Below are 16705 nucleotides of genomic sequence, written 5' to 3'. Positions count from 1 at the left end.
GGCTTCACGCCTTTGTCCCGCAGCGTCCGGGCGAGCTGATTCGCCCGCTTGTTAAGCTCGCGGTAGGTCAGCCGCTCCATGCCGTCCGGGCCGAACACGGCCGCCATCCGCTCCGGCGTGCGCGCCGCCTGCTCCTCGAACAGCCGGTGCAGTGTCAGATTACGATCGTACTCCGCTTCCGTCCGGTTGAAGGTGGCTTCGATTTGCTCTCTTTCCTCTACCGTAGTCATCTCGAACTCGTCCAGTTTTAACCCCGGATGAAGCACAGCTTGTTTGACAAGCTGTTCAAAATGCCGAGTCAATCTCTCAGCCGTCTCCTTCGCGAACAGTTTACCGGCATACTCCAATGTAAACCGTAGCGTCCGGCCTTCTTCCACCGCGTGAAGAGCAAGATCAAATTGCGCGGTCTGCGATTCCCGGCGAAGCGGTACGAGTCGAATGCCGTCAATTTTTGCAGCAATGAGGGATTCATTCATGTTGTTGTCGAACACGAACAAAACGTCAAACAAAGGATTTCGGCTCGTATCTCGTTCCAGCGCCAGCTTATCGATCAACCGGTCGAGCGGGTATGCCTGATGCTCCAAAGCGGCTAACGTGGATGCTTTGACCTGTCTCAAAAATTCCAGAAACGTTAGATCCGATGTCGGCCGAGCTCGCAATGCCAGCGTATTGACGAACATGCCGATGACATTTTCCGTCTCAAGACCGGGACGACCGGCTGTCGGTGAGCCTACGACGATATCTTGCTGGCCTGAATATTTGCTCAGAAGAAGTTGATAGACGGCCAAGAGAACCATATATAACGTGACGCCCGATCTCCGGGCCAACAGATTCAAATCGTGCAGCAAGTTCTCATCGAATGAGAAGAAGAGACTGCCGCCTTCGAAACTTTTGACAGACGAACGAGCATAATCGGTCGGCAACTGCAGCTTGGGCGGTTCCTCGGCGAACTGCTCAATCCAGTAAAGCTCATGTCTTCGCATTTGCTCGCTGTCCAGCTGCTTAAGCTGCCATTCGGAATAATCTTTGTATTGATATTCAAGAGTAGGAAGAGCATTTCCCTGCCCTTGGTAAAATGCCGCCACATCGCGGAACAGAACATTCATCGAAATCCCGTCCGAAACAATGTGGTGCATTTCAAGCTCAATCAAGTGCTTCTCTTCGGATTCCTTCCGCAATCGCACTCGCAACAAAGGAGCATGGCCGAGGTCGAACGGTTGAACGAATCGGTCGGCGAGAATGGTCGAATCGTCCGCTAGCAAGGGTAAATCGACGTTTTCATGTACGATCTGAACGACCTCGCCCTCCACCAAGGCAAAAGAGGTTCGGAGCGCTTCATGGCGGTGAATCAGCTTTTGGAATGCTTCTTCCAGCGCTTCGCGATCAATCCGTCCTTCCAGCAAAAAAGAACTGTTCAAATGGTATGCCGTGCTTGAAGGGTCGGTTTGCTGCAAAACATATTGCCGTTTCTGGGCCGATGATACGGGGTAATATGCTTTCCGTTCCGCCTTTGGAATGGACGGCTTGTCCCCTCTTTTTGCCTCGCCGATACGCTGCGATAATTCGTAAAGAGAATGGGCTTCGAAAATGTCTGTCAAGGGAAGCTCAACGCCCCATTCTTCCTGAATTTTGAACATCAGAAGCATCGCATGGAAGGATTGACCCCCCAATTCAAAAAAGTTGTCACCGGGATCAACCTCTTCGATCCCAAGCAGATCCCCCCAAATTGTTTTCAGTTTCCGTTCCATATCGTCTTGCAAACTTCCGGCAGTCGATTCCTGTTGCGATACCGTTCGCTCCAACTCTGCCAATGCCTGAAGGTTCATCGTCCCTGCCGGTGTCAACGGAAGGCGCTCCGTCACCCGAATACGTGCCGGGATCATAAAATCCGGCAGCAGTTCCTTCAAAGAACGCCGCAAGCCATCGACAGATTCCTTCACTCCTGCTCCAAGCGTCAGATAGGCGGCCATCACGGGATCCCTGCCTTTGGAGTCAGCCTTTGCGATTACCACTTCCTCCACCTGCGGCAACAGGGAAAATACTGTTTTAACATAAGCCGGATCAACACGATGGCCACGGACAGTCAACTGCTCCTTAAGCGTACCGATTTGCTCCAGCATACCCGTCGATAAATATCGTCCGATTCTGCCGGTCGCAATCAGACCGTCGGGTCTACCTCCCGCCGCCCCGGCTCCCCCCTCGCCGTTCAACCACGGCGCAGCGGCGTAAAGCTCGGCGTAAACGCCGACAGGAGCCGGTCTGCCGGAAGCCTCCAGAGGCAACATGACCGTATTAGCCAAGGGGAGACCGATCGGCAACGCGCTCAGCGGCCTGCGCTCCTCCTGTTCGTTCGCATCAAACACCGTCAGCACGGCCGGCAGTCCTGCAGGGCGAAATCCGAACCGCAGAGGCATTAGCCCCCCGCTCTTGCGGCAATAACGGCGCACCTGTTCGGCGAGAATGGGCTGATCGCCGATAACGGCGCAGCTGACCCGGATGGTCGCGCCTGCCTCGGAATCCCGTTCGTGCGTTTCCCGAATGATTTCCCGCCAGGCTGCCGCAGACAGAAACAGCAATGCCGCTTTGCTGTCCAATTCAAGCAGGACGTTTTCCGTAATCCGTACTTGCGCTCCCGACAACTTGCCCGCCAAGCTCAACGCGTATCGATCGACATTCGGCAGCTGACTGTCGATGATTACCTCCTGTCCGCTCGTTAGCTCGAATGCTTGGGCAAGCGCATGAGCATATTGTTCTGCCAAGTCAGAATCAGAAGCCTCTGCCGCTTCCGGATACCCGCCCAATGCCGTCGGGAAAATTGTTCCTTCATCAGGAGCGGCCAAGGTTACCAGCATGTGGACAACATCCGGCTCCTCTACAACGGTTTCGAGCAGCGAGCGGAATTGCCTCATCCAGCGTCTCACCGTGTCACGGCTGAAAAGGTCGGCATTGTAATCGAAATCGAATTGAAGCTCGCCGCCCGTTTCAACCGCGTTAAGGCTCAAGTCATGTTTCACATATCGGATCGGATAGACGGTGAAGGCCGTTTCCAAATCCGCGAATCGGGGCAGGTTCACGCTTCTGTCGAGATTAAAGGTCGCCTGTATTTCCGATGCCGGCTGCTGCTGGCGCTTGCTCATCTCCTTCACTAAATCCACCATCATATAATGCCGGTGCTTCATTCCATCCGAGAAATTCTGCTTCACTTCCTTCAAATGCTCTGCAAACGTTCCCTCCGGGGAAATACGGACTTCAAGGGTCAGCATGCTGGCGCACTGTCCTACCAGATGGCTGACGCCCATGTCCGATTGGCCCGCTGTAGGAATGCCGACGGAAAATTCGTTTTGTCCCGTCAAGCGGTGCAGAAAAAGTTGGTAGGCCCCTAGCAAGGTTACAAAAAGCGAACAGCCTTGCTTGCGGCTGAGGCTCTTCAACCGTTTCGTGAATACCTCGTCCACCCTTAAATGCTCCCGAGCCCCGGCATACGACTTGCCTGGAGGCGGCGGATAGTCGTTTGGCAACGCAAGCGAAGGAATCGAACGGGCGAACTTCTCTGACCAGTAACGAATAGCCTCGTCGCCCTCCTCCATCTTGTTTGACAGCCATTCCACATAATTACGGAAAGGAACAGCAGGGGGAAGCTCACCAATTTCGCCGCGGCACTCCGCCGTGTAGAACGTTTCCAGCTCATTTAGCATCACACCTGTCGACCAGCCGTCAGCAATCAAATGGTGAAGCACGATCACAAATCGGTGCCGTACATCCGAAACTTTGAGCATGTACATACGGAACAGCGGCTCAAGACCGATTGCAAACGGCCTTTCCGCTTCAATACGTAGCCACTCTTCAATCCGTCTATTCTGTTCCTCTTCCTCATCGTTGGTAAAATCGATCAGCGGGATTTCCATCGGCAGCGTCGATTCGGGAAGCATGCCACGCTCGTCCACTTGGATCGTGCGCAATATTTCATGCCGTTCCACAATCCGTTGCATGGACACTTGCATCGCGCCAAGATTTAGCGTTCCATGCAGCTCAAGCATGAGGTAATCGCAATGAGCGATCGATTGCTCTTCGCTATCCCGGGTCAGAAGCCAGAGATTTTGTTGGCTTTCCGTCATCGGAACAATCGCTTCCCGATGAAGATCCACCTTTGGGTCGCGCTTCGATTTAACCTCCGCTGGCGTCGCGGGCATCTCCGGAAAAAAACCGCCGGCTTGCATATCCTCCACGCTTTCGATGACCGCGCGGATAATCAGGTCGACATCCTCGTCCGTATGCGCAGTCGAAAGAAAACAATTTCTCCCTTCCCATACGTAGATGCCCTTATCGAGCAAATGGTAGAACAACAGTTCCAGATCTCCGTTCAGGACAAATCGGAAGAGAGAGCCAAAATGAACCATAGAAATCGGTATCCGCCGCTCTAAGAAATACTGATTAAGCGTGTCCGTCAGCCGTCTCGTCCGTTCGTTCAACCGCTCTTGTAACCGCGGCCCTTCCGCCCGTAAATGCTTGAGCATAGCTAGAATCGACGACATCGTCAAAGGATGATGACAGAAGGTTCCACCGACTAACGTGCGGTTGCTGCTGCTTGTTGGATAAGAAGCATCGCCATACTGCCACCATCCGCCGTCAATCGCATTTAAGAACCTGGACTTCCCCGCGACAATGCCAACTGGCAGGCCCGCTCCAATGACTTTGCCGTAAGTGGCAATATCCGCCTGCACGTCGAACCATTCCTGTGCGCCTCCCGGTCCTATCCGGAAGCCCGTGATGACCTCATCAAAGATCAGCGCCGTACCGTGCTTCTCCGTGATCGCACGCAGCTCCTGAAGAAATCGTCTCGGCTGCAAGTCGGGACGACGGCTCTGGACGGGTTCTACCAGAACGGCGGCAAGTTCGTTTGCATGGCGACTGATCACGTCCAGCGCCTCCGGATCGCCGTATTTAAGAACGAGCACATCGCCAACAAGATTATCGGTGATTCCGGGAGCCATAGGTACGGAGTTGCCGTCCCGTCCAGCCATATGCCGCCTTGCCAAAACCCCGTCGAACGTTCCGTGAAAGGCTCCTTCGAACAGCGCAATTTTGGACTTGCCCGTGACGGCCCTCGCTAACCGGAGCGCAACCATGACCGCTTCCGAGCCGGAATTAAAGAATGCGACGCGTTCGCAGCCGGTGAACTGCGCGATCTGATCGGCCACTTCTCCGGCGAGCGGGTTCATCGGCCCAATCGGCATGCCGTTGTCCAGCTCTACACGGACGGCATCGGTAATAAAGGCCGGAGCATGACCGAGCAAATATGCGCCGAAACCCATAGAAATATCCAAATATTCATGTTCGTCCATGTCCCATATCCGCGCACCTTGTGCCCGCTTAGCGATGACCGGGAAGATCATTTCTTTCCATGCCGGCCGGAAGCCGGCTACATTTCGATTATTGGCCAGCACATTGCGATATTTCTGCGTCAGTTTCTTGGTCAACTTGAACCGCTCGTCGAGACGACAGATTAGCTCTTCAATATGGAGCGTTTGCTTATTTGATAAATTCGTGTTTGCGAGCAAATTTAATTTTTGATACGGGATGAACACTTCTGGTTCCTGCGTCCGAGAGGCAAGAGAACCGTCATCAGAGGACAACCGTGCCTCCGAAACCGACGACGTTCGCGCCATCGCTTCTGCTCGCTTGGCCGAGTCTGCTTCCGGCTGATTGCTGGGCACACTGGACGACACTGGCATACCCAGAACTGCATTTCGATCCTCGCGCAGTAGCTCTAACTGTTTGCTCATAATGTCCAACTGCCGTGCGACCAGCCTTTCCATCTCTGATCTGGATCCCGGCCGCGTTACGGTCGCATGCTCGTGCATCGGCAAGTTTTCGTGATTGAAAGCAGAAGCTGCAGTCTGAACCGGGGTTTCCTGAGTCGCCGGCAATGCAGCAGTCGGTAGGGAAGATTCTTCCGGCACAAGTGCTGCCAAATATTCGGCCAGCGCCCCGGGTGTAGACAGCTCATCGTAAAACCGACTCAAAGATATTTCTATTCCATAGTGATCTTTCAATTTTTCGCTTATTTGAAAAAGAAGAATAGAATCAAGTCCAAGTTCAAAAAAGTTATCTTCGTCCCGGATTTCTTCTTCCGGGATGCCCGAAATTTCTTGCAGCGCCTGCTTCAGAAAATTCAAAAATTTTCGTTGATGCAAAGAGGCTCCGCCACCAATCGCAACGTTCATGACAGTCGTTTGCTCCTTTATCGGATTTTGTTGGGGCGTTATCGAAATCCAGCAGCGGGATCGCGCGAACGGATAGGAAGGCAGGGATACTTTCCGCCGCCGTTCTCCCGAGTAAAGCGCTTCCCACGGAATATCCGCTGACCTTACATACCAGTAGCCTAGCTCCGCCAAAAGCTGAGCACGCGAATTCCCATCCTGCTCGGACAGGCTGTACAGCTTTTCAACAGCGGCAGTAACGGGCCATCCTTCCTCCGGCTGCCGCCCCATCTCATTCGCGCCACAAAAAATACCTTCCGACGGGTAATCGACGGAAGGCCATTCCTTCAGCAGCTTGCCAAGCTTGGTCTGCAACTCCGAAACGTCATGTGCGTGAATGGCCAATCGAAAGGCGTAATGGCCTCGGCCAGTGCCAGCTGTATAACAAACATCTGCTAGATTTAGACACGGATTGTTTTGTAAGCACGCCAAATAGCGCTCAACCGTGTTTCGAAGCGCCTCCTCGGATTTGGCCGACAGCGGCAACAGATATCCTCCTGGTTTGTCCGTCCCGGTAGGTTCGGGTGTTTGCGCTTCTTCCAATACGACATGACAATTGGTCCCGCTAAGACCGAACGAGCTGACGCCTGCCCGTCGTGGTTGGCCGTTAGTCCTCCATGGAGTCAAGCGGTCGATAAAGTAGACCGGTGAATCCTCGAAACGTATTTCCCTATTCGATTTTTGAAAATGAAGAGATGCCGGAATTTCGCGGTGTTTAAGTGCCAGGATCGTTTTCACTAGTCCGAGCAACCCCGACGCATTGTCCAAATGTCCGAAATTGGTTTTGATCGAGCCGACCCCGCAAAACTGCCGGTTAGGTGTATAGCGCCGAAACGCATTTTGTATCGCTTCGATCTCAATTGGATCGCCCAATTTCGTACCCGTTCCATGCGCTTCAATGTAGGAGATGGTTTCTGGTTCCACACCAGCCGCTTTCCAAGCCCGAACAATCACTTCTTCTTGAGCAAGTCCATTCGGAGCTGTTAATCCGATCGAATTGCCATCCTGATTAATGGCGCTGCCTTTAATGACCGCATGAATTTGGTCGCCATCACGTACCGCCTTATGGAGCGGTTTCAGCAAAACGGCGATTATCCCTTCACCGCTGCCGGTTCCATCGGAGAAATCGTCAAACGACTTCGTTTTTCCATCCGAGGATTGAATACCGATGTCGAATTGATTCAACAGTCTCATATAGTTAATCCGAATGCCGCCTACTAGCGCTTGCTCGCATTCTCCGTTTCGTATGGACTGACAAGCGGTATGCAAGGCGACCAAGGAAGAGGAACAAGTCGTATCGATAGCGAGAGACGGACCGCGCAAGTCAAGCATATGCGAGATGCGGCTCGCCACGATTGGACTCAAGTTGCCGGACACAGACATCGAGAGAGAGGAAGGTTCGACATCTTGGATAAATCGAACGTATTCAAAAAGCGTATCGGAGCTGTAGCCGATATATACGCCGGTTCGACTTCCCGACAATTTGTTTCCCCCGTAACCTGCTTCTTCGATCGTCTCCCACGCGGCTTCTAAAAACAGCCGTTGGGCTGGACTCATGAGGCTAGCTTCCTTTGGAGTCAGTCGAAAAAATTTGTAATCAAATTTGTCGATTTCCTCAAGGTATGCTCCAAGGGAATAGTCCGTATCCGGCCTCAATTGGTTCATGTATGCCAAATAACGGTCGGTATCGGCACGTCGGTATGCTGGAAATCGGCCAATGCTGTCGATCCCATATTTAAGATTGTGCCAAAGCTGCTCCAAAGTGGGCGCCATCGGCAGTTTGACTGCCATACCAATCACTGCAATTTCGTTCACATCTGTCGACTTGGCTTGCTTTAGACGCGTCAACAGCTCAACGCCGGCGTTCCGCTCAAATTTTCCAGATGCAATCTGCTCGAAAATAAATGCTGATGTGTCCATCATGTTTGTACCTCGAGTAAGTGATATTCTTTCACGACCTGCTCCAAGCTCATTTTCCCCTGCTCCATTTGTTCCACCAAACGAAGGATGCTTTCTCGCATTTCCTCCGGTTTGTCCTCCCCTATCGATTGCTGCGAAGCCAAAAATGCAGCAAGCTTGGCAATCGTTGGGTAAGCAAACAAATCGGATATCCGGATGCCACCGGCATACTCTTCCTCCAACAAGGCATGAACCTTTGTTATCAGAATCGAATCGCCTCCGATTTCAAAAAAGTTGTCGACTACGTTTAGCTCGTCAAATCCCAGCACCTCCTGCCAGACCGATGCGACCTTCTTTTCGATCTCGACTGTTTCCGGATTTGTCGTGCCTTTTAGCCTGACGCTGTTTCTATTGGCGGACGGACGTGCGCCCGGCTGCAACCCGGCCTTCGGCAAAGAAGCGCACAAGTCCTCCGATAACTTTAGCGGAAGGTAATCTCCTAGTCGGAATAAGCTGCTCTGATCGTTGAGTCTGCCAACAATTACGCGATCGATGCGACTGGAGAGAATCCTGTCCAATGCCATCAACGCCTCGTCCGGCTTCAGGAAACGGAACAGCTCCTTCTCTTCATGGAAGCCCTCTCCCTGCCTTTCCTGATCTATCCAATACGGCCAATTAACAGTAATCGCTTTCCTTCCGCGACGACGGGCAAAAGCGGAGAACGAATCCAAATAAGCGTTGGCCGCTGTGTAGCTACCACTGCCGACAGAACCGATTAAGGTAATGACGGAAGAGAAAAACAGCGAGAAATCCAGTTCATCTTGCTCTGTCGCACGCGCCAGATTCCAAGTGCCTTGCACTTTGGGCGCCATTACAGCTTCATAACTAATGCGACTATCTTCACGGATCGGCATGCCGGACATACCGACGCCAATGCCCGCACAGTGAATCAATCCGGTAATGTTGCCGTATTGTGCCCTTACGTCAGCAAGCACTTTTTCTAGTTGCTCATAATCGGTAATATCCGCTGCGAATGCATGTACGTGCGAGCCCAGAGCTTCAATAGCCTGAATCGCACTAATTTGTTTGCATCGTTTTACATCGTTACCTTTCGAAAGGAGCTTCTCCCACTCCGAACGAAGCGGGATAGGGAAACGATTGATCAAAACCAAATGCACGTTATTTTTGGAAGCCAAGTGCCGGGCCATTTTCAAGCCTAAATTTCCAAGCCCCCCGGTTATGACATATACGCCGTTTTCTCGGATTTCTATTTCCTCAATCGCCTGTTGGTTGTCTGCAAGTGCCGCCAATCGCTCCACGAATCGTTCGCCGGAACGATAGGCAACTTGGAACTCTGATTCATCAGATTCCATTTCGTTTGCCAATTGAGAGATGGAAGTCGCCATATCGATGTCGATACAACGACACTGTAACATCGGTTCTTCCCATCGAATGACCTTCCCCAGTCCAAACAGTGCTGTGTGATGCGGATGCAAATACTGCTGCTTTTCGTGTACGTGCTGCGCATAGGAAGACAATATTACCAGCTCCACCTGATGTCCCAAAGCAGACAAAGATAATGCCTTGGAGAGATGAAGCAGACTATAAAATCCCAATTCCTGTGCTTGTTGCAAATCTTCCAGACTTTCTATTTCATGTTCGGGATTCAGGGTCATGGCATGTATGACGCGTCCAAGTTTCGACAGCAGCATGCTTTCCATTAATTTGCTGTAATCCTTTTCGTCATGTCCGATTACAAACTGATCGGCATCAATTTGGCAAAATTGATCCCCTACCCGAACCTCAATGATGCGTTCGTTCTTTGAACGTAAAAAATCGATCAATTCCGTTGCCTTCAAAGAGTTGTCATGCAAAATAAGGGTTATGCCAAACGGAATGTCTTTTTTTCGATAGGTAGCAGCGCTCTTTTGCCAACGGGTTTCAAAATAGAAGGGCTCTTGCGTTTCTGGAATTTCCAGCCAACAGCGGTTTCGTTCAAATGGGTATGTCGGTAACGGGATACGCTTGTTTGATTTTCCTTCATACAAAAATCCCCAATCAATATCTGCTCCTTCTACGTAATTTCTGCAGGCATTTCCCAGATCCGCTTTAACCATTTGTTTTTCCGCTTGAGAGCTCAACCTGCACTCCCCGTAAAAAATGCTTTCCCCTCCCATTGTTTTCAGGCTGTCCTGTGTGCTCGTTAGTTGCAATTTGCTCCTTAACTCTTCTATGTTTTCAGCAACTAGCGCCAATCTGTATTCCCAGTGGCTCCGGCCTGTATTGACCGTAAAACAGAGATCCGCAAGCGAAATGTCCGGACGCTGTGTCAATAAAGTCTGATAGTTTAGGATCCCTCTCCGCAAGGATGTCAGACTACGGGCAGACAGCGTAAAAATCTGCTTGCCATGTTCCGTTGCGTTTGGCTTGCTGGGCGGTGCTTCCTCCAAGACGATGTGACAGTTCGTCCCGCTAATTGCGAAAGAGCTGACCCCGCATCTACGCACACCTTCCGACTCCCATTCCGTTAAACGATCATTGACATAAACGGGAGAGTCCTCAAAAGCAATGTTACGATTCGTTCTTCGGACATGCAGTGTCGGAGGCAATTTTTTGTGTTGCAGCGCTAAAACAGCTTTGATTAGGCCGGCAATTCCCGCCGAATTATCCAGATGACCTATATTGGACTTGACCGCGCTCACAGCGCAAAATTGCTTGCGGTCAGTGTACCGGGAAAAAGCTCGTCGGATACCTTCAATTTCGATGGGATCACCCAATTTCGTACCCGTGCCGTGCGTCTCAATATACGAAATCGTGGCTGGATCAACATCTGCGTCGCGCCAAGCACGAACGATCACATCTTCCTGAGCTGCCGTATTCGGCGCAGTCAGGCTGATGGAGTTGCCGTCTTGATTAATCGCGCTCCCTTTAATAACCGCATAAATCACATCACGGTCATTCATTGCTTTATACAACGGTTTTAGCAGAATGGCCGCTACCCCTTCCCCCGTGCCGGTTCCATCTGAACTTTCGTCAAACGTACGCGTTCGATTGTTCGAAGACTCGATGCCGACTTTCGTTTGACGAATGGGAATAATATGGGTTTGAACCCCGCCTGCCAATGCCATATCGCACTCATTGTTCCTGATCGATTGACAGGCGAGGTGAACGGACACCAAAGAGGAAGAACAACTGGTGTCGATTAACATGCTCGGCCCATGCAAGTTCAATAAGTAAGAAATACGGCTCGGCAGCATCGAATTAAGATTCCCCGTCATCGCGGCAGTCAAATCGGAGGCATCCACTTCGGCGACCATCCGTTTGTACTCCGCTTCCGAACTAAAACCTACAAATACGCCGGTTCGCGACCCTTTCAATCGGTCTCCTCCATATCCGGCATCTTCAATCGCTGACCAGGCAGTTTGCAAAAATAAGCGTTGATTTGGATCCATAAACTGGGCCTCTTTCGGGGACAATCGAAAGAAGCCATAGTCGAATTTGTCCAACTCTTCTAGAAATCCCGCTTCTCCCTTCAATAGATCAACTTCGTCAATCGGCAAACCTTTGAATGAAAAATAACGTTGTATGTCCGCTAACCTAGCTTGCGGAAGTTTTTTCATGCAGTCCAAACCGTTGCTCAGATTTCCCCAAAACTGTTCTGTTCCATTGGCTGACGGGAATTGGAGAGCAATGCCGATTATTGCAATGTCTCGTTGATTGATTTTTCTTATCGACTGCGTTGCAGCCACTGTCGGATCCAAATTTGCGCTGCCAAGTTGCAACCGTTTTTTTAACACAGATCATTGCTCCTTTCTAGAGGTGAATGGAACAGAAACATTACCTTGCCTGAGCAGATAACTGATTCACAAGAAGGTGGAGATTGGTTGCGTACTGTTGAATGAGCTCTTCAACCTTCTCGTCCCTTAACTTGTTCTTTTTGTATTCGATCGTGAAAACGACCTCTTCATTCTCCTCGGAGAACCCCAACAGAAGATCAAATACATGAAACAGATTGGTCGGAACGGTTAAGCGATCCTTCCTGTATAGGAATAATAAGATTCCTTTGCCGTCCAATGTCTTGATACAACGATCAAGCTCATCCAGCGGGTATCCTGCCGCAACGTCTCCCGCTTTGCGGTCAACTTCGCGGAACAGGGAGCTAAAATCTTCTATATACTCCAGGTGAATATCGACCTGTACGCTTGTATTGAAAGATCGAATCATTGTTTCCAGCGTAACGCTCGTTTCATTCGTCATTTCCGACAACTGATGCATCAGCATAGAGACAAGAATGACGTCAACCTTCGTATTTTCCCTTAAGGCTATCTCTTGTAAAGAATCATACAATGTTCGATCTAGCACCCATTCATAACCGCTTGTTTGTATGCCCATATCTGTCAGCGTTTCGCCTGGGAAACGAAGCTCTTGCAATTTTCTTGGCTCAGTCTCTGTCTCTTTCCGCTTTCGGGCTATGAACTCAGCCAGATCAAACACGTTCGTATGGGTAAAAAGATCCGTAATTTCGATGTCTCCGGGAAATTTTTTATCCAATTTCGAATGAAGACGCATCAGTAAAATAGAGTTGCCGCCAAGATCAAAGAAATTGTCGTAAATTCCAATAACGTCTAAACTAAGCACCTCGCGCCAAATTGCTGCCACCTGCACTTGAATTTCATTATTTGGCAGCTCAACCCGTCGATGTTCCTGTACATACTCGATCGGATCCGGCAATTGTTTAATGTCCACTTTGCGGCTTGAATTCAGCGGCAATGTGTCGATGGGAACAAAATGCGACGGTATCATATACGAAGGCAAATAGCCCGAGCAAAATAACTTCCATTCCGACGAAAACTTTTCATGACCCGAATCAGCATTCGTTTCATAAACCAGATACGCACAGAGGTGGTCTTCTCGTGCGACGACTACAGCCTCACGAACTGCAGGATGCTTGCGCAGAATTGCTTCTACCTCTCCTAACTCGATCCGAAATCCTCGGATATTTACTTGCCGATCCGCTCGGCCCATTAACTGCACATTGCCATCAGGCATATAGAGTGCGAGATCGCCGGTTCGAAACATTTTTTCTCCAGGCCTAAAGGGATCGGGAACGAACTTTTCGGCACTCAGTTGCGGCTGATTTATATATCCTCTTGCAATTCCTGTACCTGAAATACACAATTCTCCTACGACTCCAACTGGCATAAGCTCGAGATTTCGATCCAAAATGTAGGCGTATTTGTTTTGGAAAGCCCGGCCAATCAGGACAGGGTCAGGGATCTTCATGTTTTGTTCATGCATCCAGGTTAGCGCTGCATTAGTCACCTCCGTCGTACCATACGCATTGATGTATGTTCGATCCACTCCCCAGACTTCAACCAATTCATGCGTTATTTCCGAGCCGGCTGTTATTAACCGTTTCAGCAAGGGAAAGTTGGCCGGGTCAAGTTCGCTAAGATAAGTTGGAGCCATTGTAACTGTCGTAATCTCGTTATCCCGAAAGTAGCTGGTGAATTTATTTTTGTCAGCTATCAGTTCAGGAGTTAATAGATAAAGTGTAGCCCCTGTAAGCAAACCCATAAAAACTTCCCAGATCGTAGCACTAAAAGCGAAGCTAGCGAATTGAGCGATGCGATCGTGCTCGTTTATTTTCAAATCATTCTGAAAGTACGATTGAACATTCGCAATCCCATGGTGTTCGATCATGACGCCTTTGGGATTGCCGGTGGAACCGGAAGTGTAATAAATGACAGCCAAATCATTGGGACTTGCTATTGTCGGAAGACCGCTTGAATCATTTGCATATACCGCCGGATCTTCCATATCAAGCACGAGTCCGGTAAAATCAAGCTTATCTTTCCATTGGCTTTTCATAAGGACCATTGTCGCATCGCTGTCTTCCAGCATAAACCGAACGCGCTCCGCAGGAGTATTCGGATCGATAGGAAGATAAGCGCCGCCAGCTTTTAAGACGGCAACAATTGCAACAATCATTTCCAAACTTTTATCAAGTAGCAAAGCTATCACTTGATTGGTCTTCAAGCCGTTCGACCTCAGCGTGCGTGCCAACCGGTTCGCTATGTCGTTTAATTGTTGAAAAGTATAGCTTTGTTCATTCAAAACTACGGCAACGTGATCGGGAGATTTAGCAACTTGCTGTTCAAACAGCTCGGAGACGGAAGACGCTTTGGAAAACGACGTCTCGGTTGAATTCCATTCCACGAGAATTTTTTGGCGTTCTTCTTTCGATAACATTTCTAAATGGGCAACGTTGGTATCTCCGTTAGCAGCGATATTCGTTAATATTTGGATAAAATGGGACGCAAAAAGCTCGATCGAATTTCTATCAAACAATTCATTGTCGTAGTTTATTTCCATTTCCATCCCATCAAATGGATATACTCCTAAAGCCAAAGGATAATTAATACTCTTGTTGATAGAGGATAGTTCAAGTTTTAAACCCGACTCATGGCGAGAGAGCATCTGATCGACCGGATAATTTTCGATAACTACGATAGAATCGAACAATTGTTCATGTTTCCCGATTTCATGAAGAGCGTTGACGACGCTAAGCGGTGTCGATTCAAACTCCTCGCGCTCCACAAGAAATTGGTTTACGCGCTTTACCAGTTGGCTTACCGAATCGTTTGCTTCCGTCCGAACCCGCAGCGGCAAGGTGTTGGTAAATAAACCAACCATTTTGTCGATTCCCGCTACATTCGCCTTACGCCCGGCAACTGTAGATCCGAATAACACATCATCGGTATTGTTGTAGCGCTGCAAAACTAAACCCCATGCCGTGTATATTAAAGCTGCTAGCGTGACTTCATTTTCAATCGCAAACTTATGTAGTTGCTCTTGTTGGTCAGACGTAAGCTTGCGAATGAAAACATGATTTTCCTTCAGGCTCGCATTCAATCCCTGAATATGCTTGCGAACGGCCGGCAATGGCGTTTTGTTGTCAAATCCCTCCAGATATTTTTTCCAAAACGTCTTCTGGTGCGATATCTCCTGATTTTTATGCCAGAGGATATAGCTTTTATAAGAGGACTTGACCGGTATTTGCGTTTCGCCATGTACCAACAGTTCCCGGTAGGCTTGAAAAAACTCCTTCAGCAATATGCTGGTACTCCAGCCATCAAACAAAATGTGGTGATAGCTTATGATCATTTCCTGTTCGGTATCGGAGAGCTTGCATACCGTCAATCGAAAAGCGGAGCCTCGAATATCGATGCCCCGCTTCCTATCTTCAGCCTTGATCTCTTCAATTAACACACTTTGACGATGAGCAGACTCCTTCGTGAGGTCGTATTCAGCAAAAGGGATAATGTACTTTTTAAGTATGATCTGCACCGGAGATTCCATCTTCTCCCACCGAAAACAGGTACGCAGCATCTGATTGGCTTCCATTACATTCTGCCAAGCTCTTTTCACGATCTCCACTTGACCGAATCCGGACAATCGGAATGAAAGTTGCTCAAAATAAGCCTTCGGATCTCTCAAATAATGAAAGAGTATCCCTTGCTGCTGAGGGCTTAAAGCCAAAATATCTTCTACGTTTGCTTTGTCGATAGGATGATTTGTGCTCATCATGAATCGCTCCTTTTCTCCCCTCTCCACTCTAACCGCAATTCCTGCTGTTCTTTTATGGCACGAAAACCGGCTTTGCTGTACAAGTTGCATGCGCTAGAACTTGAGCGAGCCACATTCAGGTATACACCCGAAAACCCTCCTTCTTTTAGATGATGAAGACCAACCGCAACCAGTGCATCGGCCAATCCCTGTCTTCTCCATTCCGGCAGTACGAAAACATCGTCTATATACCCATGAGTCGGGCTGTCTGAACGAAACATTATCAGTCCGGCCACTTCATTTACCTCTGTAAAAATAGCATAAGTTGTCCAGCCTGGAATCGCCATGATTCCTTCAAGCTTCTCAAGCGTTGGCGATTCGTCAGGGAACGCTAATTTGTTGAGTTCCAGAAACTTTTTCTTCTCTTCGGCCGTTTCCATTTTCCATTCGCGCAAAACAAGCCCGTTGAGCAATGGGGCATCCGGAATCGGCAACCGCAAATCCCGTTCCATGAGAAAATAACTTTCCACGCGCTGGAACCCTCTTGCGCTAATGTCCTCGATCATTTCTTCCAATGCAGAATAGTGCTGAACGCATAGTTCCGTCTTGCGATCGGGGTATCCTTTAAGCAGTTCAGCGGTTCGATTACATAGAGCTGCAAAGAGTGCATCGCGTACGCTTGCAGGCTGTTTAGCATCAACCGACACATTAAAGTCCAAATAAATGGTATGTGGAACTTGAGACGGGTCGTTCTCATATGCTGGGCGCGGGATAATGTGCCCGTAGCCTGCCAACTTGTCCGATTCGAAGGCTATAAAAATGTTATCTTTTTTTAGCTCCGGGTTGTGTTCATACATCCACGTAGCCCAGCTCGGGAAATCTGGATAACGCTCTTTTGTCTCCCTCTCAATTGATGCCATTTCATTTAAAAACAAAGGATCGTAGCTCGAAACGGTAATCTTGCTCAATGCATTAGC

At 49.5% G+C, this 16705-nt stretch carries 4 protein-coding genes; all 4 read right to left on the bottom strand.

Annotation, left to right across the window (positions count from 1 at the left end):
- Positions 1-8183: aminotransferase class III-fold pyridoxal phosphate-dependent enzyme (locus tag PBN151_RS29485; RefSeq protein WP_139295456.1), on the bottom strand; the 8183-nt coding region annotated here is incomplete at its 3' end.
- Complete coding sequence (locus PBN151_RS29480; RefSeq protein ID WP_072732151.1) at positions 8180-11956, bottom strand: type I polyketide synthase; 3777 nt, start codon at positions 11954-11956, stop codon at positions 8180-8182. The genes PBN151_RS29480 and PBN151_RS29485, both read right to left, overlap by 4 nt.
- 40 nt (positions 11957-11996) lie before the next feature.
- Complete coding sequence (locus PBN151_RS29475; protein ID WP_175560832.1) at positions 11997-15749, bottom strand: non-ribosomal peptide synthetase; 3753 nt, start codon at positions 15747-15749, stop codon at positions 11997-11999.
- Positions 15746-16696, bottom strand: coding sequence for a GNAT family N-acetyltransferase (locus PBN151_RS29470; protein ID WP_072732149.1), 951 nt, complete (start codon positions 16694-16696; stop codon positions 15746-15748). The genes PBN151_RS29475 and PBN151_RS29470 overlap by 4 nt, the downstream gene beginning before the upstream one ends.
- Between the last annotated feature and the right edge of the window lie 9 nt (positions 16697-16705).

Source organism: Paenibacillus sp. NAIST15-1, assembly GCF_001894745.1.
In the GTDB taxonomy this organism is placed as follows: Bacteria; Bacillota; Bacilli; order Paenibacillales; family Paenibacillaceae; genus Paenibacillus_B; species Paenibacillus_B suaedae.
This window is presented reverse-complemented; position numbering and strand designations above follow the sequence as displayed.